The 25,618-nt window shown below is 46.2% G+C and carries 19 protein-coding genes; 11 read left to right on the forward strand and 8 right to left on the reverse strand.

Annotated features, from left to right (window positions below; genetic code table 11):
• Window positions 1–6 precede the first annotated feature (6 nt).
• A complete protein-coding gene (locus RIF36_RS12095; protein ID WP_350127384.1) occupies window positions 7–1,563 on the reverse strand; it encodes a sensor histidine kinase in 1,557 nt (518 codons plus the stop codon).
• Window positions 1,564–1,626: 63 nt separating this feature from the next.
• Window positions 1,627–1,749 (reverse strand): hypothetical protein, encoded by a 123-nt coding sequence (locus RIF36_RS12100; protein ID WP_350127381.1) that lies wholly within the window; start codon window positions 1,747–1,749, stop codon window positions 1,627–1,629.
• 52 nt (window positions 1,750–1,801) lie between these two features.
• Here RIF36_RS12100 and RIF36_RS12105 point away from each other — a divergent pair, with 52 nt between their 5' ends.
• The 4 genes from RIF36_RS12105 (at window position 1,802) to RIF36_RS12120 (ending at window position 7,953) form a co-directional block, all read left to right on the forward strand.
• Window positions 1,802–2,890 (forward strand): aromatic ring-hydroxylating oxygenase subunit alpha, encoded by a 1,089-nt coding sequence (locus RIF36_RS12105; protein WP_350127378.1) that lies wholly within the window; start codon window positions 1,802–1,804, stop codon window positions 2,888–2,890.
• Window positions 2,891–3,093: 203 nt separating this feature from the next.
• The gene (locus RIF36_RS12110; RefSeq protein WP_350127375.1) at window positions 3,094–5,049 is read left to right on the forward strand and encodes a tetratricopeptide repeat-containing sensor histidine kinase; all 1,956 of its coding nucleotides are present in this window, start codon (window positions 3,094–3,096) and stop codon (window positions 5,047–5,049) included.
• Window positions 5,046–5,687, forward strand: a complete 642-nt coding sequence (locus RIF36_RS12115) for a response regulator transcription factor (protein WP_152000421.1) — start codon at window positions 5,046–5,048, stop codon at window positions 5,685–5,687. Before RIF36_RS12110 ends, RIF36_RS12115 begins: the two co-directional genes overlap by 4 nt.
• A 478-nt stretch (window positions 5,688–6,165) precedes the next feature.
• Window positions 6,166–7,953: a tetratricopeptide repeat-containing sensor histidine kinase gene (locus RIF36_RS12120; RefSeq protein WP_350127372.1), complete on the forward strand. Its 1,788-nt coding sequence runs from the start codon at window positions 6,166–6,168 to the stop codon at window positions 7,951–7,953.
• Window positions 7,954–8,178: 225 nt separating this feature from the next.
• Here the strand turns inward: RIF36_RS12120 and RIF36_RS12125 are convergent, their stop codons facing one another.
• The 3 genes from RIF36_RS12125 to RIF36_RS12135 form a co-directional block, all read right to left on the reverse strand.
• Window positions 8,179–9,498 carry an IS4 family transposase gene (locus tag RIF36_RS12125; protein ID WP_350127369.1) on the reverse strand — a complete coding sequence of 440 codons (1,320 nt, stop codon included), beginning with the start codon at window positions 9,496–9,498 and terminating at the stop codon, window positions 8,179–8,181.
• A 246-nt stretch (window positions 9,499–9,744) separates the two neighbouring features.
• Window positions 9,745–11,076, reverse strand: a complete 1,332-nt coding sequence (locus RIF36_RS12130) for an alpha-hydroxy-acid oxidizing protein (protein ID WP_350149353.1) — start codon at window positions 11,074–11,076, stop codon at window positions 9,745–9,747.
• A gap of 64 nt (window positions 11,077–11,140) precedes the next feature.
• On the reverse strand, window positions 11,141–12,007 hold the full coding sequence (locus RIF36_RS12135) for a histidinol-phosphatase (protein WP_350127363.1): 867 nt from the start codon (window positions 12,005–12,007) through the stop codon (window positions 11,141–11,143).
• Between the two features lie 330 nt (window positions 12,008–12,337).
• Here RIF36_RS12135 and RIF36_RS12140 point away from each other — a divergent pair, with 330 nt between their 5' ends.
• Window positions 12,338–12,820 (forward strand): DUF4920 domain-containing protein, encoded by a 483-nt coding sequence (locus tag RIF36_RS12140; RefSeq protein ID WP_350127360.1) that lies wholly within the window; start codon window positions 12,338–12,340, stop codon window positions 12,818–12,820.
• A gap of 43 nt (window positions 12,821–12,863) precedes the next feature.
• On the opposite strand, the gene proC is transcribed toward RIF36_RS12140, so the two are convergent.
• Together proC and RIF36_RS12150 are read right to left on the reverse strand one after the other, a co-directional pair.
• Entirely contained in the window at window positions 12,864–13,646 is a 783-nt protein-coding gene (gene proC / locus RIF36_RS12145; RefSeq protein WP_152000914.1) for a pyrroline-5-carboxylate reductase, read from the reverse strand.
• Window positions 13,647–13,905: 259 nt separating this feature from the next.
• Window positions 13,906–15,129 carry an acyl-CoA dehydrogenase family protein gene (locus tag RIF36_RS12150; RefSeq protein ID WP_350127357.1) on the reverse strand — a complete coding sequence of 408 codons (1,224 nt, stop codon included), beginning with the start codon at window positions 15,127–15,129 and terminating at the stop codon, window positions 13,906–13,908.
• Window positions 15,130–15,196: 67 nt separating this feature from the next.
• Between RIF36_RS12150 and RIF36_RS12155 the strand changes: the two genes are divergently transcribed.
• The 5 genes from RIF36_RS12155 (at window position 15,197) to RIF36_RS12175 (ending at window position 22,072) form a co-directional block, all read left to right on the forward strand.
• Window positions 15,197–16,159, forward strand: a complete 963-nt coding sequence (locus RIF36_RS12155; protein WP_350127354.1) for a tryptophan 2,3-dioxygenase family protein — start codon at window positions 15,197–15,199, stop codon at window positions 16,157–16,159.
• A gap of 4 nt (window positions 16,160–16,163) precedes the next feature.
• Entirely contained in the window at window positions 16,164–18,026 is a 1,863-nt protein-coding gene (locus RIF36_RS12160) for a toxin-antitoxin system YwqK family antitoxin (protein ID WP_350127351.1), read from the forward strand.
• Complete coding sequence (locus RIF36_RS12165; RefSeq protein ID WP_350127348.1) at window positions 18,027–18,395, forward strand: CoA-binding protein; 369 nt, start codon at window positions 18,027–18,029, stop codon at window positions 18,393–18,395. It begins immediately after the preceding gene.
• A 150-nt stretch (window positions 18,396–18,545) separates the two neighbouring features.
• Entirely contained in the window at window positions 18,546–20,930 is a 2,385-nt protein-coding gene (locus tag RIF36_RS12170) for a T9SS type A sorting domain-containing protein (RefSeq protein WP_350127345.1), read from the forward strand.
• A gap of 308 nt (window positions 20,931–21,238) precedes the next feature.
• Complete coding sequence (locus tag RIF36_RS12175; protein WP_350127342.1) at window positions 21,239–22,072, forward strand: hypothetical protein; 834 nt, start codon at window positions 21,239–21,241, stop codon at window positions 22,070–22,072.
• Between the two features lie 62 nt (window positions 22,073–22,134).
• Here the strand turns inward: RIF36_RS12175 and RIF36_RS12180 are convergent, their stop codons facing one another.
• A complete protein-coding gene (locus RIF36_RS12180; protein ID WP_350127339.1) occupies window positions 22,135–23,541 on the reverse strand; it encodes a leucine-rich repeat domain-containing protein in 1,407 nt (468 codons plus the stop codon).
• Window positions 23,542–23,635: 94 nt separating this feature from the next.
• On the opposite strand from RIF36_RS12180, the gene gyrB reads away from it, so the two are divergent.
• The gene (gene gyrB, locus RIF36_RS12185) at window positions 23,636–25,597 is read left to right on the forward strand and encodes a DNA topoisomerase (ATP-hydrolyzing) subunit B (protein ID WP_350074695.1); all 1,962 of its coding nucleotides are present in this window, start codon (window positions 23,636–23,638) and stop codon (window positions 25,595–25,597) included.
• Window positions 25,598–25,618: the final 21 nt, after the last annotated feature.

Raw genomic sequence — 25,618 nt, forward strand, 5'->3', positions numbered from 1 at the left:
GTGTTGTTATTTCTTTGCTAAAATAGGAAACATCAGTTTAAAGGTGCTGCCTTTTCCGGGCTTGCTTTCCACGATAATCTGCCCTCCGTGGGCTTCCATAATGTGTTTCACTATCGACAGACCGAGTCCCGCTCCCTGCGTGTTGTAGATATCGCCCTGCGTCACCCGGTAAAACTTGTCGAAGATCTGTTTTAACTTTTTTTCTTCAATGCCCACGCCCTGGTCTTTGACGGCCACCACGACCCATTGATCCATCTTTTCCGTAGATATGTCAAGGTGTTTGGTGTCGGGGCTGTATTTGATGGCATTGTCCAGCAGGTTAATAATGGCTTCCATCACCGACTCCGTGTCCGCCATCATGTTGGGTAAGTCATCCGTGAAGTGGACCTTGTAGGTAAATCCCTTGTTTTCCAAATGAAACGAATAGGTGTGGAGCACCTCTCTCACAATGTCGTTGAGCAAAACCGACTCCAGGTGATACGTCTTTTTATTGGCCTCTATCTGAGAGAAATTCAGGATCTTATTCACAATATTGGTCAGCCTGCCGGTTTCCTTTACAATGATCTCGTAGTACTCTTTCTTTCTTGTCTCAGTAGTTACCCGCCCCAGCAGCAGGGTTTCGGCAAACATGCTGATGAGCGATAGGGGCGTTCTGATTTCATGAGACACGTTGCTGACAAAGTCCGACTTGGTTTGCGCCAGCTGCATTTCTGCCCTGATGTTCCTGAAAACCATCGCAAAACCCAATAGCAGCACCAGCGACACCATGCCTATCATGATCATGTTGGTGTTGGATCGCTCCTGCATCACCATCTCAATGGAGTTGCCGGGAATGTAGATCTCCAGCTCGTACTCAGGCAGCAACCAGATGGTTTTGGAGCGTGCCTTGTTATTCATCAGTGAGTCGGTGGTGTAAATAAGCTCGCCGGTTACCTTGTTGGATGCCGCCAGCACAAACTCTTCGCCAGCTACCTGCTCCATTTTTGGCGCAATCAGCTCTTCGATGAAGTCGGAGGGGCGAATGATCATCACGCAGAGCGAATAAGTGTCAGGACTTTCGCCGAGCACCATCAGCAGGGTGTTGAATCGTTCACCTTCTGCAGCCAGCACCTTGTAGGGCTCAATTTTCCGAAAGCCAGCCGACCGGTAGCCAGTCATTTTTTTAACCAGCGCTGAGTCCTCCCGGATATGGTTTTCAAGCAGGGTTATGAGTTGTTGTTGTGGGATTTCGTCTTTGGCGTAAAAGGCCAGCTTTTGGTTTTTTTCCAACGGAAAGAAAAAGATAGCCGACACCCCCGGGTAACCTTCAAGGATCTCTTTTGGGAACTCGCCGGCCCCTTTTCTTGCCCAGGCATCATCAATGCGGGTGGTCATGCTGTTGACCACGTCGTCTGAATATTGATTGATGGAGAACAGGAAGGTGTCGATCTGCTTGTCGTAAATGGCCTGCATCATGGCCACGCTCTGATTGAGGCTGCGGACTTCGAATATCACCAGCACACTGATGGGCAGCACAATGACCAGCACCAGGATAAATGATATTTTAGCAAAAGATGTCCTCATAGAGCGATGTCAATTGGGAGATACGCAAGTTTCGAACTAAGGTAGCACAATGATGACATTTTTTTACGATTGAGAAACGGGGTCATTGGCTTTCCATCGCCATAGCCCCGGGTTTAAACCCGGGGCTATGGCGATGGAAAGCGAGTAGAGCGGCTCGGCGGGTGCCAGAATTTCAATGCGTTTCATGCATTCATTTGGGGTTATCCTTATCTTGGTCGTTTATCCATCGAAACCTATCATGAGCCCATTGAACATTGACCCAAATATCAAAAGAGCTACAACGCTTCCCGCTTCCTTTTACCGAGACAGCGATGTGTTCGAAAGCCTCAGGGAGAAAGTTTTTGCCCGGTCGTGGCAGTGGATAGGGCAGGAGAGTCAGGTAAGCCTTTCGGAGAGTGTCTACCCGCTTACTTTGCTCGACGGTTACCTGGATGAGCCGCTATTGCTAACAAAAGACAGCGATGAGCAAGTACGCTGCCTGAGCAATGTGTGTACCCACCGGGGGGCGTTGCTTTGCATGAACCCCGGTAGGGCAAAAAAACTCGTTTGCCAGTACCATGGTCGGAGGTTTGCCCTCGATGGCAAGTTTGAGCACATGCCGGAGTTTGGTGAAGCAGAAAATTTTCCCAGAGACTGCGATAACCTGCCTGCCTTAGATGTGAGGAAGTGGTTCGGCTTCCTTTTCACCTCGCTGGCTCCGGCTTTTGATTTTCAGCAGGTGATTGATGTGATGCAAGAGCGGGTAGGGTTTCTTGACCACACGAAGTTTCGCTTTGCGCCGGAATTCAGCCGGGACTACCTGGTCAATAGCCACTGGGCCCTGTATTGCGACAACTACCTCGAAGGCTTTCACATCCCGTTTGTGCACAAAGACCTGAATGCTGTGCTCGACTACGGCACATACAAGACCGTGGTTTACGACCACTGTAACCTACAGATTGGCTATGGTAAGCCCGGCAGCGACTGCTTTGAACTGCCCAATGGCCACCCCGACGCAGGCAAGATCGTTTCAGCATGGTACTACTGGGTTTTCCCCAATATGATGTTTAACTTTTATCCATGGGGGCTGTCTGTCAACATAGTGAAGCCACTCGCAATAGGCAGAACCAGGGTGAGTTTCCTTACCTATATATTGGATGAGGAGCGCTACAAGCAGGGAGCGGACGTGATGACCGACAAGGTAGAACGGGAAGATGAGTTTGTAGTGGAAGCAGTGCAGAAGGGCATTCGATCCCGGTTTTACCCGGGAGGCCGGTTCTCACCAACACGAGAGAAAGGCGTGCATCATTTCCATAGTTTGCTGGCGAAGTTTGTTGAAAATACCTAAAAGTCGGTATGTCGTGGTGACGGTAAACCGGTATATTTAAGCGTAGATGAATTTTTCACTTACTAACCCTTATTATTATGAAAAAGCTGCCGATCAATGATTCATTTGTTTACAATGCTGAATTTCGACAAGGAGATCCACCAAATGACCCGCCGCCACCGCCACCAGATCCTCCCAAAAACCCTCAAGAAAAATGAATTTAGATGAGATTTAGAGTTTTACTTATACTATCGTTATTAATTTTTACCTTTAATGCAAATAGTCAGACACTACAAGAAAAGGCTGAGATTGACAGCCTTTTTTCTGTTGTTTACAATTCAATAAACAACCGCCCGGACTCTGGCTTGGTAGCTGCATCTTCTTTGGAGAGCATTCTGTTATTGGGTGAAAACAGCAGAGGATTAGCAACGCTTTATCGATATGTTGCCCAGACTTTTGAACAAAAGGCTAACTATGACAAGGTTATTGAATATAGCCAGAAATCGATTAAGCTTTTTAGACCGCTCGGAGACTCGATGGGAGTCGCTCTCAATTTTACAACCCTTGGCAATGCATACAAATTTATTGGAAAAAAGAAGGAATCATTAGAATTCTATATTAAGTCTGCAGAGCTCAGAAAGAAGTTTGGGACTTCATCTGATTATGCAACAGCTCTCTACGCTCTTGGGAATTCTTATTATGAGCTAGCAGATTACGCTAAATGCGAGTCGTATTACCTCCAAGCACTCAGTTTCTTTGAACAGGATAAAGACACAAGTAGACTCGCTGATATGTATTTCAATATGGGGAACTTGTTGAATGTCAAAAATGAGTTGGACAGGTCACTAGATTTTTATGAGAAATCCTTGATATACTATGAGAGCCTGGGTGATGAATATATGTTTCCAAGAATATGGGGCACTATTGGACGGAATTTTTACAACCGTGGTGATATGTCCAAAGCAAAAACCTATTTTTTGAAAGCGGAAAAGGGTTTTGAGGAATTTGAAGATAAATTCAACTATTGTCATAATCAAGCTTTACTTTCTAGAACAGAATACAATCTTGAGAATTATGATGTAGCTCTAATATATGCGGAGAAAGTGAATCAATTGGCAAATGAAATTGGTGCTCTTAGATACAGTATGGAAGCCCAGCTCCTTTTCAAACTAATTTATCTTGCAAAAGGTGATTTTGAAATGGCGTTTGCTAGCCTTGATCGGTATGATGATCTTTCTGACTCTCTTTATAGTCTGGAAAAGGAGAAAACCATAAAGGAGCTCACTATCAAATACGAAACCGAACTCAAAGAGCAAGAAATAGAAAAGCTCTCCTCCGAGAAGGAGCTTCAGGAAAAAGAAATACTTCTCGCCACCACAGAAAAGAATGCCTACATGATTGCCGTGGTGTTTGCCATTGCCCTGGCGTTGGCCATCCTGGCTTTTTTTACACAGCGGCAGAAGGCCATACAGCTACGGAGTGAGAAGGCCCTGTCGGAACGAAACACACAGATCAACACCCTACTTCGGGAGCAGGAGGTCAGCACATTGAACGCCTTGCTGGAGGGGCAGGAGAAAGAACGCCTGCGCATTGCCGAAGAACTGCACGACAGGCTGGGGAGCCTGCTTTCGGCCATTAAGCTCAACTTTAACGGCTGGATAGGGAAGCGGGACCTAAGTCAGGACGAGGTGGAGGACTACTCTGCCAAAACCAGCGGTCTGCTCGATGAAGCCGTTACGGAGGTAAGGCGGGTGTCGCACAACCTCTCCACCGGGCAGGTGTCTCGTTACGGCCTGGTCGGATCCATGGAAGACCTGGCGGCCACTGTCAATCGCTCGGATAGCATCAAAATGAAAGTATTGCATTTCAACCTTGGCGAGCGCCTGCCCATTGAGCTGGAGACTGGCATCTACCGCATTGTTCAGGAAATGCTGGCTAACGTGCTGAAGCATGCTAACGCCAAAGAATTCACCGTTCAGTTGAGTAAGACAGATAATAGCGTTATCCTGACAGCCGAGGATGATGGCAAAGGATTTGACTACAAGGAAGCCAGAAAGCGGGGAGGCATTGGCCTTCATAATATTGACAATAGGGTAAAGAAATTCGGCGGGCAGTTCAGCGTGGACTCCTCACCGGGAAAAGGGACAATTTTCACATTTGAATTTCCATTAGAGGCATGAGTGATATTAAGGTGTTGATAGCAGATGACCATCATTTGATGGTAGATGGCATCAAGTCGTTGCTGGACGATGTAGAGGGGCTGGAGATTGTTGGTGTGGCCAACGATGGAGAGGAAACCATGGTGTTTGTTTCCAGAAAGCCAGTCGATGTAATATTGCTCGATCTGCAAATGCCAAAGATGAATGGCTTTCAGGTGGCAGAACAGATCAAAAAGAAGTACCCGAAAATTCGGATTCTTGTGCTGACCATGTACGACAAGCCTGGCTTTATCCGTGAGCTGCTGGAGTCGGGCGTGGATGGCTATGTGCTGAAAAACACCGGCAAGGAGGAGTTGGTAGAGGGCATCAAAACCGTGAATAATGGTGAGAAATTTTTCAGTAAAGAGGTTTCCGGTATTTTTTACGATAGTTTCCGGAAGGAGAAAGATGAAAATACCTTCCTCACTACCCGGGAAATTGAGATTATCAAGCTAATCGCCCAGGAGCTCACCTCACAGGAAATTGCCGACAAGCTGTTCCTCAGCCACTTTACGGTAGACACCCACCGCCGTAATATCATCAACAAGCTGGGGGTGAAAAATACCGCCGGCCTGATTCGTTATGCTTACGAGAATGGGTACTTTGATTTGCAGAACTAGGGGGTTGAAACTCCAAACAACAAAAAGCAAATCTCAAATAAGCTCCAAGGCTGAAGCAAGGAAATCCCAAATAGCAAAAGACAAATCTCAAATAAGCACCAAGGTACAAAAGGAGAAAGCTCAAAAAGGACTCCCAACTCCGTGGCCTGTCCCCCGACAGACCTGACGAAACTCCGGTATGGAACTTGCGATTTGTCGTTCTCAGTTCTAACTATCACTATTTTTACTAGTTTTAGTGTTGCCAGTTATTTCTGTTAAAACAGAGTATATAAATGGTGCATATGCTCCAGCAGGAAACCAATTGATTTAAATGAACCTGAAGTATTTAGTTCTTACAATCACTTTCTTTTTTTCTCAATTTGCTTTTAGTCAAGTGTCAAAAGAAGATTCGAAAATCGACAGCCTTTTTTCGCTAGTCATTAAACACCGAATAAGAAGCCCTGATTCTTCACTAGTAGCAGCGAAACATCTCTTACCATTGCTTGAGAACATTGACGGAGATAGTCAACTTGGGGAACTATACTGGAATATGTCAACAGCGTATTTTTATAAGAATGAGTATTTAAATGTTATTGACTATGGGGTCAAGTCGATAGAGATCTTTCGGGAATTAGGGGATTCCTTACGGGTTGCTGATAATTACACCACTCTGGGCAGCGCTCATAAATATCTGGGACATAGAAAAGAGGCCCTTGAATACAACTTACATTCGGTTGAATTAATGAAACAATATGGAAAACCGACTGATTATGCAACCTCTCTCTATGCATTGGGTAATTACTATATGGAAACTAAGGAGTACGATAAGTGCGAGGCTTATTATTTAGAAGCTTTAACGATTCTTGAAGGTGCGGATTCCCCTGGTAAACTCGCCGACATGTACTTCAACATGGGAGTTCTATCTGTGGTTAAAAAAAGGATAGATGAGTCTTCAGGTTTCTATGAAAAGTCTCTTAGTTTATATCAAGCACTCGGCGACGAAGCCAGTTATCCAAAAGTCTGGACAGCTATTGGGTACAACTTTTATGTCCAGGGAAAATTTGTTAAAGCCAAAAGTTACTATTTAAAGGCAGAGCAGGAGCTCTCAACAGCAAGTAGCGCCTACAGTTACTGTTATAATCTAGCGTCCTTGTCACGCACAGAATACAGGCTTAAGAATTATAGGTCGGCGTTGGACTATGCAGAAAAGATGGAGAGAGTGGCTAATGATGTTGGAGTTCTTAGGTTTAGCATAGATGCCCAAGTTCTTTTTCGACAAGTATATGATGCCCAAGGAGATTTATCCAAAGCCTACACAAGCCTTCAGCTCTTCCATAAACTCTCCGACTCGCTGCAGAATATCGAAAAGGAAAAGGTGGTAAAGGAACTCACCATCAAGTACGAAACCGAGCTCAAGGAAAAGGAAATTGAGAAGCTCACATCAGAAAAGAAGGCGCAGGAGCAGGAAGTGCTGCTGGCCACGTCAGAAAAGAACGCCTACCGGGTGGGCATTGTGTTGGCAGTCGCCTTGGCCATTGCAGTCTCTGCCTTTTTTGCGCAACGGCAAAAGGCAAGCCAGCTAAGAAGTCAACATGCGCTAACAGAACGCAATGTCCGTATCGACGCCCTTTTGAAGGAACAAGAGGTGAGCTCACTGAATGCCCTGATAGAAGGACAGGAAAAAGAACGCATGCGTATTGCCGAGGAGCTGCACGACAGGCTGGGAAGTATGCTGTCGGCGATTAAACTCAATTTCATTGGCAGCACTGTCAAAAAAGACGTAGAACAAAAAAGCACTGAAAACGAGACAGTCAAAACCACCCAAATGCTGGATGAGGCGGTGACCGAAGTGAGGCGCATTTCCCATAACCTATCTACCGGACAGGTGTCTCGCTATGGGCTGGTCAGCTCCATGGATGACCTGGCCGCCAGGATCAATCAGTCGGACAGCGTGGCCATGAAAGTGATGCACTTTAACCTGGAAGAACGGCTGCCTGTAGAAATGGAAACAGGCATCTACCGTATCACCCAGGAAATGCTGGCCAATGTGCTCAAGCATGCGCATGCCAGCGAGTTCATCGTTCAGCTGAATAAGACAGAGAACAGCGTGATACTGACTGCGGAGGACGACGGAATAGGCTTCGACTACAAAGAAACCAGAAGAAGAGGCGGTATTGGCTTACAGAATATTGAAAACCGGGTGAAGAAGTTCGGAGGGCAGTTCACCGTTGACACAGCTCCGGGTAAAGGAGCCGTTTTTACGTTTGAATTTCCATTGGATGCTTGATGTAAAATGACGGGTGGTGTTGCCAGACATCTGTTGAAATGCCAAAAACCAACCTCCAACTCCATGGTCTGTCCCCCGACCATAGCCGTCAACCTAAGAAATAATTGCTGAACATGGCAAGGCCATTCTGCATGGCCAAGTTTTATTTTCCATGTTTTTTTGAAAGGCCTTTTTAGAGGAGGCCTGACCTTGTTTTGTTGTGATAATATACTGATTACAAATTAATTAAATGAATTTTCTGGAAAGTATGTCTTGTGTACTCTCGTCTCCTTTTTTATACTCTTTTTGATGATGTCTTCGGCTTATTTGGATTAGTTGCTCTAGCCAATGGTAGAAGGATTCTTTGTCCTGGATGAGCTTTAATGTTAGTTTCTGAGACGGACTAACCATGGTTCTGCTTAGCCTATGAAGACTCATTTCACAGGCTTCCTTCTCCTCAACCAGCCGCAATAAAGTCCAATTCAGCATCACCCATATGAGTTTAATGAGTAGCACACATTTGAATCTTGTTGCATTCATCGCATGTATTTTATGCAGTCGCATAATGCTTTTCCAGGTTTTAAAAACAAGTTCTATCTGCCAGCGTAGCGTATATAATTTGTAGACTTGAATTGCATCACACACTTCTCTTCCCACATTGGTGACGAACAGGTTCAAACAGGCACTTTCCTTAGTCAGTTTGGATACTTTTGCCTTATTGTCCGTTTTCCTTTTGATCCGTTTTTGTGCTTGTTCCTCTGATATTAAGCTGGCAATCAATCTGACTGGTGAAAGGAACTTACTGCCTATATAAATATCCAAATCAATAAATGGCTCTTTCTGTGCCAGCAGTTTTTCCTTAATATCCTCTATGGTAAGTACTACCAGTTCTCCATTATGCTTTGTATACATTGACCACTGAGGTTTAGCTCTGCTAACGAAGTAGAGGTCTCGTTTTCTGATTTCCTCGAAGGCTTTTGGTGACGAATAGCCTAAATCTCTGATAAGTAAGGCCTTTCTGGGGATGTGCTCGATGTTTTCCATACCTTCTTTCGCATCAGTATCCAGGGCTGAGCCAAAGGATAATTCTGTCACTTTCCCGCCAAGAAGCTCATATTCCAATTGTATCTGCGCAATAGCCTCCCTTCCGGCTCCTCCATAGCCAGGAAAAGTACCTGCAAGGTTCTTAGGAGCTATGAATTTTGAGCTGTCTTGTATCCTTATCTCACTGAAAAAGTTGTGTTTGAGCGTAGAAGTCCTTTTCAGTTGCTTTGAAATGATATGCTTCAGAATTTGTGACAACAGCGCTTCAGTCTTATGATTAAACCTCTTGTCGATAGCTTGCTTTGAGACGTTTATCGAAGCGTCATAGGCTAATCCTACACTGTATTCACTCAGACTTGGGCAGCTTTGGGCATTTGAAAAGAAGACCGTATTGAGGAAGGAATCCGGAGTAATGGTGGAGGATCTTTGCTTAAAACCCGTCTGCCTGGCAACTAAGTCAAGACTTTCACTAGAAAGAAACTGACTAACGTAAGCTGAAAAATCCTTGATTTTTCGCTCCAAAATGAATTTTCGTTTCTTTTCCTATCAAAATTTGTCTTAGGTTGACGGCTATGGTCCCCCGACAGACCTTGACGAAAGTCTTTTGCGATGCGTTTGGGCTGTCAGGGGACAGCCCTGGGGGAGGCATATCAGGCAGAGCTCCAAGTTTCGAATTTCTCTTATTCGAATTTGATATTTATTTGCCTTTTGGCGCTTGCTATTTGTTCTTTCAGATTTGCTGCTCGGGTTTTGGTCACGTGAAAAGCGCTATCCTCTCAGCTTCAGCGCTTTAACTTCCTCAATATTTTTGCAACCAGCCAACCTCATATTGAGTTCAAAATCGGCCGCCATGTTTCGTATCACATCATACACACCCTGTTCTCCGGCAATGGCCAGCCCGAAAGCGTAACTTCTGGCAATGCACACGGTTGAAGCGCCCAGCGCCAGCGCCTTCATCATGTCCGCCCCGGAGCGGACACCGGAGTCCAGCAGAATCGGGAAATCGTTGCCAACGGCTTTTTTTACCTCTGGCAGCATCTCAATGGTGCTGACAGAGCCGTCCACCTGGCGGCCTCCGTGGTTTGACAGGATGATACCATCCATGCCATGCTCCATAGCCATTTTCGCATCGTCAGGATGCAGAATGCCCTTTAGCAGGATGGGTAGTTTGGTTCTTTTTCTGAGAAATTCAAGATCCTTCCAGGTAAGCGACGGCCTCGAATAGATGTTAATAAACTGTCTGACCGCTGCCAGGGGTTCACCCGAAAATGCGTTTTTAAAGAAACTGCCCGGGTAGTTGTTGAGCAGTTGGATCAGTGAAAGAAAGGTGGTCGGCCTGATTTTTCTTTCAACTGGCGTTTCCTCACCAATGGCTTTCTCTTTCAGTAGGCGCATAAACACCGGATCACTGGTGTATTGTGCAATGCCCTTTCCTTTCAGGAAGGGGAGAAAGGCCAAATCCAGGTCCCTGGTTCTCCAGCCCAGCATCGACGTGTCTAGCGTCACCACGATAGCTGAACAGCCACAGTTCTCGGCCCTTTTTACCAGGCTTTCTACCAGCTCATTCGATTTACTCCAATACAGTTGAAACCACCTGGGGCTGTCTCCCATGGTCGTCGCTACTTTTTCCATTTGTATCGATGCCTGATTGGAAAAGATAAAAGGGATGCCCGCTTTAGCGGCGGCCTTCCCCACCGCCAGGTCGGCCTTTTTGTGCACCATTTCAAGCACGCCGACTGGGGAGAGCAGCAGTGGTAGCGGAAGCTTTTGGCCAAAGAGGGTAGTAGAAGTGTCTCTTACCGAAACGTCGTTGAGCATGCGGGGAACGATCTTCCAGCGGTCGAACCCGGAAACATTGTGCTGCATAGTCGTTTCCTGGCCTGCTCCGCCAGCGATGTAGGCCCAGGCCTCTTTGCTCATGTTCTTTTTGGCCTTCTTCTGAAGTTTAGCGAAGTCGACAGGTACCTTCGGTAAAATACCAGCCATACCGTCAAGGTAAATCTTCTTTTGCCAGCTGAGGGCATCCATTGCTTCGCTCATGTGTGTGTTGTTGTTATGCAAAATGCCCATCAAACCATTTGCTCTTCGGGCGTTCAGCATAGCTATTAAAAAATCAAACTAGCGTCACATCAATCTAATGCAAAAGACGCATATTCTCAACAGATCAAATCTCAATCCCGTCGACAGTAAGGCGACCTTCCTGCCAGTCATTGTTGAGAAGGACCATCACTTGCGTAAGGCCGGCACCGATCAACTGCTCGGCTGTTTCGCTGAAAAATCCTGTCATTTCTTGCGTATGATGGCTGTCGGAGTTCATCATGATGGGAATCGACATGTCCTTCAGATAGCGGAAGACCCAAGGCGACGGGTAGCTTTCGCTGGCCTTCTTTTTATATAAACCCCGGGTGTTGATTTCCAACATCAGGCCTTTCTCTTTCACAGATTCAAGTGTTTCAACAATCTCCTTTTGGTACCACCTGTCGTTTTCATTGAAGAGAAGCCCGTTGGCATTCTGCATTTTGATTTTATCGAGGTGGCCAACAATGGTAGGAGGGGCTTCTGCAATCATTTGTCTTGTTAGTGCGAAGTACCTTTGAATGGCACCTTTTGCATCACCACCAAAAATGGCCTGTAGGCCCTTTTCAAAAACTTTCGATGCACCATCTATCTCCCACGGCGTGCCATCCTCAAAGGAATCGACAAAATGAACCGAGCCTATGCTGTAGTCCAGATCGGCGTCTATGATCCAGTCGCTGTTTACCGACACAACGCCAGGTATAAAGTCAACCTCAAGACTGCTGTATACATCAATAATCCCAAGGTATTTCGCTTTGCAGTCTTGTATCTCAGTGAAATAGTCGGACATGGCCTCCTTTTTCATCGTCCACGGCCAGGTAAATGGCGTGGGTGCGTGCGATGAAATGCCATAAGAAATCATGCCAAGCCCAACCGCCCGGCTGATATACTCTTCTGCTGTGCCCTTGCCGTCGCAGTAGTGCGTATGGCTGTGGTAGTTTGTCCAACCCTTCATTTACACAATTTGCAAAAAAGAAGCGGCGTTTTTAGAAAAAATGTGATAAACGAAATGTTATGCGTACCTCAAAAAATAGAGATGAAAAATTTATTGATGACGATAACCACCAGGAGGGAGAAAAACAATGTTACCTCAACGATTAAAAGGACTTTGCTCCAGGTCTTTCCAATTTTCATTGAACTTAGGGGAAGTAGGTTTCTATTTCAATATTAACAATTCTTCACCTTTCATAGACGATTGTTAATCAGAAGTTTTCCACAATCCGATCAGAATTTTGTTGATAACCTAACCTCGTGTTTCGTATCTTCATGCGAAAAATAGACAATCATGCGTAAACTATTCTATATAGGTATTTCAGCATTGCTGCTGACTGCCTGCCAGCAAAAGGAAGTGAAAAATGAGCAAGCTGTTGTTGCTGAAGAGGCGGTCTACGAAAGCTTTGGTGCCACTATATCCGACGATCAGGCCGCACCGGTAGCCGAACTTACAGCGATGCCGGGTGATTCAGCTTACACCAAAGTGAGAGGGACTATTGTTGAGGTGTGCCAGGCTAAGGGATGTTGGATGAAGCTGGATCTTGGCAACAACGAAACCATGAGGGTAACATTTAAAGACTATGGCTTCTTTGTACCAAAAGACGCCAAAGGCAGGGAGGTAGTAATAGAAGGAGTGGCATTGAAATCGCTGACGCCTGTTGAAGAACTGCAACACTATGCCAAAGATGCCGGAAAGACAGCCGAAGAAATCGCCGCTATCATTGAGCCCGTTCAGGAATTATCCTTCGAGGCCGTTGGGGTATTGATGAGATAAGGGAGAATGGCCCACATCCGTTTGGCATGTGGGCACTCAAGCTTTAAATTTTGTTGTACGACGTTATGATTCCTTTGATCAGCGCCGAACTGAAGCCCTGATGTTCCATTTCATTCAAGCCAGCAATAGTACATCCCTGCGGTGTAGTTACTTTGTCAATCTCATATTCGGGATGCCGCCCGCCTTCAAGCAATAAACTAGCCGCTCCCTTTACTGTTTGCGTGGCAATTAGCTGCGCTACTTTGGCACTAAATCCAATTTCGATGCCGCCCTGAGAAGCTGCTCTGATGAACCTGAGCGCATAGGCAATGCCGCAGGCACCAAGGATAGTAGATGCATTCATCAGCTCCTCCTGAATATAGATAGCAGAGCCAAGCTGCGAAAAAAGCTTCAAAACTGCCTCCGAGGCGTCTTTGTTGCTCTCGTCTCCGGCCAGGCAGGTCATCGACTCACAAATGGCGATGGCGGTATTGGGCATGGCCCTGTAAACCAAGGCCTGTGCTCCCAGTATGGCCTTCATGTCCTGAATAAGTACACCAGTAACCACCGACACAACGATAGGCCCCTTCTTTTCTACTGCGAACTTGATTTGCTGCAACACCTCTTTGGTTTGCTTGGGCTTGATGGCAAGAATCACCATGTCGGCCGATTCGGTGGCCTGCACATTGTCGGCGCTGATGTTCACACCCTTTTCGGCCAGGTGATCCAGCAACTGGACGTTTCGACGGGTAACGGTAATGTCTTCCGCTTTGGCGTACTTCTTTTTAATTATCCCTTCGGCAATTGCCACCCCAAGGTTGCCACCACCTATTATCGAAATCTTCATAAAGCGTCTGTTAATTGAATGTTTATCTAAGCGAGCGCAAAGGTTAATGAAAATTTGGTCAAGAAGGAAATACGCAGCTCATTTCTGCTAAAAATCCCCCTGCTCCAACTTGAAAGAGAGAAATTGGCCGGGCAGTGACTTTGGTTTGTGCACAGCGGTTTGATGATGATTTCGACAGCATTGCAAACGACGCCCGGGAATAAAAAAAGGAGGTTCCATCACCAGGAACCTCCTTTTGTAAAGTCACTCAGGCTGACTGTTACTTGAAGGCAGGAATACCTGTGATGTGATTGCCCAAAATCAACAGGTGAATATCATGCGTACCCTCATAAGTCAAAACCGACTCGAGGTTCATCATGTGGCGCATCATAGGGTACTCTCCGGTAATGCCCATGCCGCCGTGTATTTGTCTGGCTTCTCTTGCGATGTCCAGGGCCGTCGCTACGCTGTTTCTCTTGGCCATCGAAATCTGTGGTGTGGTGGCCTTGCCTTCGTTCATCATTTTACCAAGCTTCCAGTTAACCAGTTGTGCTTTTGTGATTTCCGTAAGCATTTCGGCCAGTTTTTTCTGAATAAGCTGGAAGCTTCCGATTGGCTTATCGAACTGAATACGCTCCAATGAGTACCGGCGGGCTGCATCGTAGCAGTCCATTGCTGCGCCAATCGCTCCCCAGGCAATGCCGTAGCGTGCGCTGTCTAGGCATTTCATGGGAGCACCAAGACCGCTTTTACCAGGCAGCAAGTTGTCCTTGGGCACTTTTACGTTGTCAAAAACCAGTTCGCCTGTGCAGCTGGCTCGCAACGACCATTTTCCGTGAGTTTCCGGTGTGGAAAAGCCTTCCATGCCCCGCTCTACTACCAGGCCATGGATGCGGCCTTCTTCGTTTTTGGCCCACACCACGGCGATGTCTGCTTTCGGTGCATTCGAAATCCACATCTTGGCTCCATTGAGGAGGTAGTGGTCGCCCATGTCTTTGAAATTGGTTGTCATGCCGGAAGGATTCGAGCCAAAATCAGGTTCCGTCAGACCAAAACAACCGAGCATTTCGCCACTCGCCAGTTTGGGCAAATACTTCATTTTTTGCTCCTCATTGCCATAACTGTAAATGGGATACATCACCAGGGAGCCTTGTACAGAGGCAGTAGAGCGCATGCCCGAGTCACCTCTTTCTATCTCCTGCATAATCAGGCCATAAGAAATGTAATCCAGCCCACCTCCGCCATACTCTGCGGGAATGGTGGGGCCAAAGGCGCCAACTTCTCCGAATTTCCGAACGATCTCATAGGGAAAATGGTTATTTTCGGCCCAATGTTCGATATAGGGAGTGATTTCTTTCTTAACAAAATCCCTCACTGAACTCCTGATCAGTAGATGCTCCTCAGTTAGCAGGTCATCTATTTCATAAAAGTCGGGAGATTCGAATAGATCTTGTTTTTGATTTTTAATGGCTTGGGTGCCTGGGGTTAATGTATTTACGGACATGCTATTTTTTGGTTAAATCCCTTTAAACGTTCAAATTTACAACTAAAACAATTAATTCCTTTGTTTGATGAGCAATTCGGAAAAAGATCAGAAGATCGTGTCTCAGATTAGAAAATTGGAGGAGAAGTATGAGGCGATGGGGCAAGATTTGTCATCCTATCTCGATGGTCTTTTGCATGCTGACTACCTTACCTACTGGGACTATATTCACCTCGATACCCTGCTGAGTCTGCAGACGCCGAGAACCGGTTTTCCTGACGAAAAGATATTTATCCTTTATCACCAAATCACGGAACTCTATTTTCAGCTGATAAGAAACGAAATGAAGCAGCTGTCGTTCGACGACGCTGATGATATTGGCCTTTTTAAAATGAGGATCAAAAGGATCCATCGCTACTGGAAACACCTGGTGGATTCCTTTGAAGTAATGATCGACGGCATGGAGCCTTCGCAGTTTCTGAAGTTCAGAATGGCACTGCTGCCTGCCAGCGGCTTTCAGTCTGCCCAATACCGACTGATAGAAATCGGGTCAACACCATTGATCAACCTGACCGATAAGGCCTACCGGGAGAGTGTGCACGGAGAACCTTCAGTGGAATTTCTGATCGACAACCTGTATTGGAAAAGAGGGGCAACGGAGCTGGCTACGTCGAAAAAGACGCTGACACTTCGCCAGTTTGAGGATAAATATCATCGTGAGTTTATTCAATTTGGCGAAGAGATAAAACATCGGACGATTTGGGATGTATATCGACAACGGTACGAAAAGCACGGGGAAGAGGAACTTATTGAACTAATGAGGGCATTAGATATGGAGGCCAACGTCAAATGGCCGCTGTCTCACTTTAAGTCCGCCACCAGATACCTGCAAAGAGAGCCTGACGTAATTGCTGCCACAGGTGGTACCAACTGGCAAAAATACTTGCCGCCACGCTTTCAAATGGTTACATTCTTTCCCGGTCTTTGGAGTGAAACCGAGCTGCATCAATGGGGGAAGTCAACCGATGTAGTTGCAGCGCCAAGTCAATAACTAAATGGTAGCGACGGTCTTTAAACAGGTGTTCTTGCTGGCCTTTGGCCTTTTATGTGTCGTTCAGTCGTTGAAGGCGCAGGAGGAGAAATCTGTTTACTATGACCAGGAAAAAAAGTACCTGAAGGAAAAATACCACGTTTCTTATGCCAACCCCAGAGAGTTGCAGGGGCTTTACGAATCCTACTACGTGACTGGCAACAAGCAAATGATGGGCAACTACAGCCGGGGCACAGCATCAGGGCTGTGGGAGTACTATTATGAGAGTGGTGGGATAAAAATGAAGGGATACCTTGAAAATGGAATCCCCTTCGGGAAATGGGAATACTTCTACGAAAGTGGCAAAAAGAGCATGCAGGGGAGCCTCTATGGCGAAGTGCGGGGAGGCAACTGGACGTTTTATTTTGAGCATGGAGACATAAAGAGTGAGGGGGCGTTCAATAATGGCGAGCGCCAGGGAATTTGGAATTACTTCTACGAAGATGGAACATTGAAAGCTCAGGCGTTCTATGAAAACGGGACAGGTATCTATAAAGAGTTTTACCCGTCGGGGCAGCTAAAGGCACAGGGCTTGAACAAAGGTGGTAAAAGCGAAGGCAAGTGGGTGTACTATTTTGAAGACGGAAGCAAGCAGGCTGAAGGCATGTTCAGGGAGGGTGAACGGATAGGAGGTTGGAAGTATTTCCACACCAATGGTGAGATTTCAGCAGAGGGGGCGTTTGAAGCTGGGACTAAGGAAGGCAACTGGAAGTATTATCATGAGGATGGTACTGTCAGTGCTGAGGGCAACTTGGCAGATGGCAAAAAGGATGGCTCTTGGAAGCTGTTCGAAAGAGATGGGCAGACGAAGGGAAGTGTTCTTTACCGTGACGGCTTTGGTACATACACAGAGTACTTTGAAAGCGGTAAAATTAAAGTGAAAGGCGACCTGAAGGATGATGTGAAAGTTGGACAGTGGTACTATTATTTTGAAAGCGGGGTACTGGAGGGGGAATGCTTTTTCATCGACGGTGTAGGTGTCTTTCGGGGCTATTATGAAAATGGCACCCTGAAAATGGAAGGAGAAGTTCGAAATGGTGATAGGGTGGGCGAGTGGAAGCTTTACCACGAGGATGGCAGCCTGGCAGGACTTTACCGACCTATTTACGAGGATGATAAGCCGGTCTTCAGGCTCTCCGAAACCGAAGACCTGGTGCCAGACAGGGTGCCTTATAACAAGCCAGAGTATAAATTTAAGAACCGAAACTCCCGGTATTTTACGCCAAGAGTCGGCGAATACAAAGGGTGGATATTTGCCACAAACCCACTGGCACCCCTGCTTGGTGGCTTGCCGGTGTCCGTCGAACACTATTCACAGGAGCGGCTGGGCTACGAATTTCAGTTTATTTATCTGAAGCAACCATTTTTCAAAGGATTCTCCTCTGTGCGAGACAATAAACTCTTTCTGCAAGGAAGCAGAATTAAGCTGCGCCAAAAGTTCTACGATAGCGATAACCTGTTTGGGATGTTCTACTTTGGCCAGGAGGTGGCATTTACCTCTATTGACCACCGGGCGCATATCATCGATTCGACGGGAGTGAACAACCGCCGCATGACAATAGGCACACAGGAGCAGAAAATTGAATACGGACTATTTATTGGCAACCGGTGGCTGAGCGACCCGGGAGGCAGTGGGTTCACCGTGGATGCTTATATTGGAGCGGGCATCGGCTATAGGCTCCTGAGAAAGAATTATCAGGAGACGGCGGAACGAAATAATGTGTTTTCTGATTTAAACCAGAGCAATATTTCATTTCCAATAATTATTGGGGTGAATATTGGGTTCTTAGTTGGGCCCAAAAATGGCCCCGGTTTTTTTGTTAACTAAATGAGTAAAAAGACAGTAATACTAGGCGCTACCACCAATCCTGAGCGGTATGCCTATATCGCAGCTGACAGACTTTTGAAGGCAGGCCACGAAATTGTTCCCGTAGGCATCAAAAAGGGACAGGTCTTTGGCCATAAAATTTTAGATGTGACATCCTCGCCAATGGTAGATGAGCTAGACACAATTACAATGTACGTCGGCCCTCAGCATCAGAAGAGCCTTTACGACTATATTACCCAACTGCACCCAAAAAGAGTGGTGTTCAACCCTGGCAGTGAGAACCCTGAGCTTGAGGAGTTGCTTCGTAGTGAAGGAGTAGAGGTAGTTGAAGGATGTACACTCGTTATGCTTTCCACCAATCAATACTGAAAAAGGCTGATTTCGGATTTCCGGGATTTCGGTTCGTCCAAGGATACGCATAGTTGGGCGAAACCGTCTCCTGCTTAGTCGAGTCTTCAACACCTGCGTGATTTGGTGCCGTACTTTTAGGAAGATTTAAGAATTTCTAAGAGTACAGCTATGAAGAATGTATTAGTTTATTTTACCATTTTATCGGGAATATTTACCGCAGCGCAGGGCCAGTCAGTAATCAATGCCTATGCTAAAGTCAGCAACGTTTCTGGTGCCAATCTTTCACTATCCAATGTAAATGAGACTTACGCCACGTTCGAAGCGGGTGAAAAAGTTCTCATTATGCAAATGCAGGACAATGTTATAGGCTCTAACACTGGTAACAATGCAAACTTCGGAAACATATCAACAATAGGTAGTGCCGGGCTTTACGAAGAAGCTACCATACAAAGCGTGACAGAAACTGCTGGTGCTTTGCAAACCATTTGGTCGGAGACTTTCGAGGATCAGGCTTATGGCACGACGACCGATAACGGCATTACGGCCTGGTCATTGGGTTGTAGCGGAGCGACACCTTGTGGTGTTCCTGCCGGCGGAGGAAGGTCAGCCAATGTTTACGACGGCTCTGGAGCAGGCTACTCAAGACTTATAGTTGGAAACAACGTCTCTAACCCTGTTAAGTGGAGTTCAGAAGTGTTGGATATTTCCAGGTACACAAGTGTAAGCATTTCAATGCTTCTCGCTCAGGCCGGATACGATAATGGAAGTGATTATGTAAGAGCATATTATTCTGTAGATGGCTCGGCTGAGCAAATCCTGACAAACGGGAACAGGTCTGGCAATTTTGGTGCTGTAAGTGCTACTGCCTCTGGTGTCTCAGGCTCAACGCTGCAACTATTCGTATACATTATGAACAACGCCACCAACGACTTCGGTGGGTTCGATGATGTACTGGTTACGGGCACTCCCGGAACACCTTCTTCAATCACTCTGACATCGTCACTAGCCAATACTTACAACACAGGTGCTAATTCTTCCCTGCAGATTATCTCATTCCCTGAGTATGTCAACTACACCACAACTGCCAATCTTACCGCCCTTCCATGGGATGGAAACGTAGGCGGTGTTTTTGCCATTGACGTTAATAATACCCTGACCCTTGCAAATAACATTTCTGTGAACGCTCAGGGTTTCACCGGTGGGCTTCCAAACCCAACAGGCGATGGAAGTGGCTGCGATGCGGCTACTTATATTACTAACTCGAATAGCTACGCCAGAAAGGGCGAGAGTATTTATAAAGTAACATCTACTAACTATCGTGCTGCAAGAGGAAAGGTTGCCAACGGCGGCGGAGGCGGCAACTTCCACAATGCCGGCGGCGGCGGTGGAGGCAACTACACCACAGGTGGTGCCGGCGGCCCGGGTTGGGACGGTTCTACAGGTGGGTGCACCCCTACATCCGGTGGTCTTGGTGGGTTGGATCTTAGCTCTTATATCTCTGCCTCAAGAGTGTTTATGGGCGGTGGCGGTGGCGGTGGTCAGCAAAACAACGGTGTGTCTCTCACAGGTGGAGCAGGCGGAGGAATCATCATCATCAGGGCTTCAACCATTCAAACCAATGGAGGCTGTGGCGGCTTGTCAATCACGGCAAACGGTGCAAGTAAAGGTCTTACCGGAAACGACGGAGGCGCTGGTGCTGGTGCCGGAGGATCGATCGTCTTCCAGGTAAACAACTGGAGCCTGAGCTGTGCTGTTGCTACAGAGGCCAAAGGAGGAAACGGAAGTTCTGTCAACGACGGTAATACGCACGGCGGTGGTGGCGGTGGTGGTAAGGGAGTGATTATTTTCTCCGGAACAGTGCCGGCAACCAATTTTTCTACAAGCAATTCGCAGGGTATTGGTGGTGCCAATGGAACCAACGGAGGCGCTGGAACTGCCGTTGCCGGAGGCACAACTCCTTCGAGTGCATCGGCCGATGCTGATGGTGTTATGGAGTCTTCTTCAGGTGTGTTGCCGGTTGAGCTGCTTAACTGGAATGGAAAGGAAGTTGACAATCAGGTTTTACTAACCTGGACTACCGCCGCTGAAAAGAACAATCATTACTTCACTATTGAAAGATCTTCTGATGCCAAAAATTGGGAAGTCTTTGAAATAGTTGAAGGCGCAGGCACCACTGACCGCAAAATGTATTACGACCTGATGGATGAAGAGCCAATGCCTTCAACCAACTATTACAGGCTGTCGCAAACTGACTATGATGGAACCACAGAAGTGTTTGAAATAGTGTCGGTGAAGCTCGACCTTTTTGCTACGAACTTGCTGCTATACCCCAATCCAAGCAACGGATTGTTCAAAATCAAGCTACCCGACGTATTGCTGGAGGCCGACTATGCCATACAGATGTTTGATGTGAATGGAAGGGCGGTTGAGGCCAACGTAAGCCAGGAGTGGGGAGAAGTTGTTGTGGACGCAACCTCGTTGTCAACTGGATACTACTTTGTAAAAGTGGCCGTCGGCAGCTATATCCAAAACATCAAAGTAATTATCGATTGATAGCTTAGTTATATTTGAATATCAGCTAGTTATGCCTGATTATAAAAGCTCTACTTGTTCGGTGGTTGCTACGATGGAAAGTTTAAAAGTAAGGTGTCTTACCAACGATCGAAATTCTGGACTGTATGCAAGTTGGCTCTCGATTCCCGTTACCGGCCGCTGGTTGGATCGTACCGGGCACGACGGGCAGCCGCTAAAATTTGGTCTGAGAAATGATAATGTTCGACGAATTTTTCCGGGAGTTAGTCGACACTTTCCATTTCACATCTTATTGATACCTACATTCATTTCACCTAAATAACAGTGCCATGAAGTCAACGCTAATTGTTCTCGCCTTTTTATCTGTAGCACTTCTAAGTGCCGAAGGAAAAGCCACTACTGATGGAACGAAAATAGTTAATAACGAGACTGAGGTTCTCAATCTGGAGGCCATCAATCATGGCGGGTCTCAAGACAATTGGCGGTTGGATTTTGAGGGTGAATTGCTGGATATTATGTTCGAAGTTAGCCCGGAGCATTGGCCAATTGCAGACGATGAGACAGAGGCCATTGTGGGTGATAACATTAGCAAAGGTGCCCATGCCTTATTTCCAGAGGTCTCTAAATTGAGCTTACGTGGCTGGACAGCCAATGCAACGAATGAGCAGGTGGAGCTTTCGTGGGTAACAACCAGCGAAAACAACAACAAGTACTTTACCATAGAAAAGTCGGCTGATGCTCGTAACTGGACTGTTTTAGGCATCGTAAAGGCAGCTTGTACAAAATCCAGTGAAACGCAATACAAGTTTGAGGATAAAAACCCATTGCCGGTTGATACTTATTATCGACTGTCGCAGACAAGCAGTGAGGGAGTAAGGGAAATGTTTGACGTGCGAAAAGTAACAGTTGATTTTGCTGACCACAAACCTGCCGTTCACAAAGCCAAAGAACAAAAAGCATTCGAAATCAGGCTGGAAGATCCTTTGTACGATCTGGGATACGCAACAACTGTGCTTGATCACAATGGCGCTCCCGTTGAATTTAGTATGACGCAAGAATCAAACGGAGTTCTCTTTGATGTCTCGTCTCTCGCTCCGGGTCAATACTCAGTGAAGTTTGATATTGGCGACTACGACGAGCAATTCGACGTAGTAATTGACTGATCGGTGCGTATTATGCAGCTAACCCCTTAGCTGGCTGTTGTTCGAGCGTTGAAGCGCACCATCTAGTTGGCCATTGCTTTATAATCAATAAGGATGTCATTGGCCGTCATGTAGTTTTTTAGGAATTCCACCGTGTCCGCTTCTTTACCTGTGAAATCCCTTATGAGCTCATTGTTAAAAAAGAAAACCTTGAGCTTATCGAGTTTTGTCACCTCCCTGGGAAAATCCCTGATGTCGTTGTTAGATACTTTTAGCTCTCTTAATTTTTTCAAAGTCAGAACAAACAAAGGAAACGCACTGAGATAATTGTTGTTGACGTGGAATATTTCCAGATTATTCAGTTTCCCAAATTCTTCCGGCAGGTAGCTAAGCCGGTTGTGGTGAAGGTACAGGGCTTTTAGATGAGCCAGGTCTGCAATTTCGGCAGGAACAGAATAGAGCTTGTTGTAAGAAGTATACAGTATTTCCAACTCACTAAAATTGTTGATAGCGGGATCAATCACCTCAAGCTCATTGTGATAAATGTCGATCACCTTGAGCTTTTTCAGGTTGTAGAAACTTGCAGGTAGTTGGCTGATCCTGTTTTTGTACATTGAAAAAGCCTCCAGTTGTTCAAAGCCATCGATCCAGTCTGGAATATCAAGAATCGCATTATTATTGAACTGCAGGTTATTAAGTTCTTTCAGTGCCAGCAGATTTGGTGTGAGGTAGTTGATGTCGTTGTTGTCCAAATTTAATAGCTGCAGACGTCGGAGGGGGCGCAGGTTCTGTCCGTCTGTCTGAATGCAGTTGTTCTCCAGCTTCAGGGCCCTAAGTGTTCTGATGCGGCCGGTTCTCGATGGGAGGCTCGTTAATTCATTGTTCATCATTACCAGTTCTTCAATTCTCCGAAGCCTGTTTATCTGCTTCGGCACTTCAGTAAGGTTGTTTCGATTCAAATAAACCTTACTGATCTGCCAGTTCCATCCTGTGGTCAATCCCAGGCTGTCCAACCGATTGGACGAGAGGTCCACTACCTCCAGTTGTTTGAGCTTTCGCAATTTACCAGGGAGCTTGAAGATATAGTTGCTTCTCAGGTCAAGAGACTCTAGTTGCTTTAACCGGAAAACAAAAGCCGGTATTTCCCGCAGACTATTGCCTGACAAATCAAGTCTTTTCAGAGAATCGAGCTGAATACCAGCCAGCTCATCGGGATTAAAAAGCGTGCTGTTTAGACTTAAACTGGTAATATGAGGATAGCTATTCAGGATGATGCCTAAACTATCTGTTCTACAGTGCGAAAGATTGAGAAATTTAATTGTGTCTTTTCGACTGTTAGCAACAGCGTTTCGCCAATTAAATTCCCCCATTTCAATGGAGAACTTGCTCCTCATTTCGTTGCCCCTTTTTACTTCAGATGACTGTTGAGCCAACAAAAAAACAGGGAAAATAATGATTAAAAACGATAACGCTGCATATTTGCTTTTCATACCTTAAAACTAAGAACTTAGTTAATTATTTCCTACTGTTAAACATGTATAAGAGTGATAATTATACTATTTTTGACGAGCTTAAAACTGAAAGATGAGTGACGAAAAAGGAAGTAGCAAAAGCAACAATTATTCAGCACAAAATATCCAGGTCCTTGAAGGACTAGAGGCCGTAAGAAAGAGGCCGGCCATGTATATAGGTGACGTGGGCATCAGAGGCCTTCACCACATGGTTTGGGAAGTAGTAGACAACTCCATTGACGAAGCGCTGGCAGGCTATTGTGACCTTATCAAGGTGACAATTGAAACTGATAATTCCATTCTTGTCGAAGACAACGGTAGGGGTATTCCCACCGATATCATGGAGAAAGAACAGAAGTCTGCCCTGGAGGTAGTAATGACTGTACTTCATGCCGGCGGTAAGTTTGACAAAGACACTTACAAAGTATCGGGAGGTCTCCACGGAGTGGGTGTTTCTTGTGTGAATGCGTTATCGACGCAATTGATTGCCACTGTTCATAGAAATGGTAAGATTTATCAGCAGGAGTTCGCTAAGGGTATACCTCAAACCAAGGTAAGCGAAATTGGCGAAACCGATCAGCGTGGTACTACGATTCATTTCAAACCCGACGGAAGTATCTTCACTTCGCTGGAGTACAACTATGAGACAGTTGCCAGCCGGTTAAGGGAGCTGTCTTACCTCAACGCCGGTATACACATCACGTTGACAGACAAGCGGAACCTCGACGACAATGGTCTTCCCACCACTGACGATTTTCATTCGGAAGGAGGGCTTGCCGAATTTGTTGAATACCTTGATTCCACCCGGGAGAAGCTCATTCCAGCACCTATCTATATCGATGGTGAAAAGGGAGATATCCCTGTTCAGGTGGCAATGAACTATAATACCTCTTATTCTGAGAATGTGGTGTCGTACGTGAACAACATCAATACCATTGAAGGAGGTACCCATGTGGCCGGCTTCAGAAGGGCACTGACACGTACATTGAAGGCTTATGCCGACAAGTCAGGGCTTCTTGACAAGGTGAAGATGGAAATTGCTGGTGATGACTTCAGAGAAGGACTTACGGCCGTCATTTCAGTGAAAGTAGCTGAGCCTCAGTTTGAAGGACAAACCAAGACTAAACTTGGCAACTCCGACGTAATGGGCGCTGTTGATACCACTGTTTCGGAGATGCTTCAATATTACCTCGAAGAGCATCCGAAGGAAGCGAAAATGATCGTTTCTAAGGTGATTCTTGCTGCTCAGGCACGTCACGCAGCTCGCAAGGCCCGTGAAATGGTGCAGCGCAAGAATGTATTGTCAGGAACAGGCCTTCCTGGCAAGCTGGCCGACTGCTCGGACAAAGATCCCGCAGCATGTGAGCTGTATCTAGTGGAAGGTGACTCTGCCGGTGGTTCGGCCAAGCAAGGCAGAGACAGGAAATTCCAAGCCATTTTGCCTTTAAGAGGTAAGATTCTAAACGTTGAAAAAGCACAAGAGCATAGGATATACGACAACGAGGAGATCAAAAATATGATCACAGCGCTTGGCGTGAGCTTTGGCACTGAGGACGATGAGAAAGGCCTCAACATGGAGAAGCTTCGCTATCACAAGGTGATCATTATGACGGATGCGGACATTGACGGAAGTCATATACGCACGCTGATCCTGACATTCTTCTTCCGTTACATGAGAGCCTTGATTGAAAAGGGCTACCTCTACATCGCACTACCGCCTTTGTACCTTTTGAAAAAGGGCAAGGAAGAGCGTTATGCCTGGTCGGAAGACGACAGGATAAGAACAGCCAAGGAAATGGCAGGTGATGGCAAAGAAGATTCTATTGGCTTGCAGCGTTACAAAGGTCTCGGTGAAATGAACCCTGAGCAGCTATGGTCTACTACGATGAATCCTGAGTTCAGGAGCTTGAAACAGGTGACCATAGAGTCGGCTGCGGAGGCCGATCACCTTTTCAGCATGCTTATGGGCGATGAAGTGGCTCCAAGGCGTGAATTCATTGAAAAGAATGCCAAGTATGCTAAGGTAGATGTTTAAATAATCGAATCGGAAAAGCTA

The organism is Imperialibacter sp., from assembly GCF_040222815.1.
GTDB lineage: Bacteria > Bacteroidota > Bacteroidia > Cytophagales > Cyclobacteriaceae > Imperialibacter.

What these genes read in the sequence shown, in the direction of transcription:
- RIF36_RS12115 (WP_152000421.1), top strand. Translation starts at nt 5,046, where the DNA reads ATGAGTGATATTAAGGTGTTGATAGCAGATGACCATCATTTGATGGTA.
- RIF36_RS12150 (WP_350127357.1), bottom strand. Translation starts at nt 15,129, where the DNA reads ATGTCCGTAAATACATTAACCCCAGGCACCCAAGCCATTAAAAATCAA.
- RIF36_RS12105 (WP_350127378.1), top strand. Translation starts at nt 1,802, where the DNA reads ATGAGCCCATTGAACATTGACCCAAATATCAAAAGAGCTACAACGCTT.
- RIF36_RS12095 (WP_350127384.1), bottom strand. Translation starts at nt 1,563, where the DNA reads ATGAGGACATCTTTTGCTAAAATATCATTTATCCTGGTGCTGGTCATT.
- proC (WP_152000914.1), bottom strand. Translation starts at nt 13,646, where the DNA reads ATGAAGATTTCGATAATAGGTGGTGGCAACCTTGGGGTGGCAATTGCC.
- RIF36_RS12110 (WP_350127375.1), top strand. Translation starts at nt 3,094, where the DNA reads ATGAGATTTAGAGTTTTACTTATACTATCGTTATTAATTTTTACCTTT.
- RIF36_RS12155 (WP_350127354.1), top strand. Translation starts at nt 15,197, where the DNA reads ATGAGCAATTCGGAAAAAGATCAGAAGATCGTGTCTCAGATTAGAAAA.
- RIF36_RS12130 (WP_350149353.1), bottom strand. Translation starts at nt 11,076, where the DNA reads ATGCTGAACGCCCGAAGAGCAAATGGTTTGATGGGCATTTTGCATAAC.
- RIF36_RS12175 (WP_350127342.1), top strand. Translation starts at nt 21,239, where the DNA reads ATGAAGTCAACGCTAATTGTTCTCGCCTTTTTATCTGTAGCACTTCTA.
- RIF36_RS12135 (WP_350127363.1), bottom strand. Translation starts at nt 12,007, where the DNA reads ATGAAGGGTTGGACAAACTACCACAGCCATACGCACTACTGCGACGGC.
- gyrB (WP_350074695.1), top strand. Translation starts at nt 23,636, where the DNA reads ATGAGTGACGAAAAAGGAAGTAGCAAAAGCAACAATTATTCAGCACAA.
- RIF36_RS12100 (WP_350127381.1), bottom strand. Translation starts at nt 1,749, where the DNA reads ATGAAACGCATTGAAATTCTGGCACCCGCCGAGCCGCTCTACTCGCTT.
- RIF36_RS12170 (WP_350127345.1), top strand. Translation starts at nt 18,546, where the DNA reads ATGAAGAATGTATTAGTTTATTTTACCATTTTATCGGGAATATTTACC.
- RIF36_RS12165 (WP_350127348.1), top strand. Translation starts at nt 18,027, where the DNA reads ATGAGTAAAAAGACAGTAATACTAGGCGCTACCACCAATCCTGAGCGG.
- RIF36_RS12160 (WP_350127351.1), top strand. Translation starts at nt 16,164, where the DNA reads ATGGTAGCGACGGTCTTTAAACAGGTGTTCTTGCTGGCCTTTGGCCTT.
- RIF36_RS12180 (WP_350127339.1), bottom strand. Translation starts at nt 23,541, where the DNA reads ATGAAAAGCAAATATGCAGCGTTATCGTTTTTAATCATTATTTTCCCT.
- RIF36_RS12140 (WP_350127360.1), top strand. Translation starts at nt 12,338, where the DNA reads ATGCGTAAACTATTCTATATAGGTATTTCAGCATTGCTGCTGACTGCC.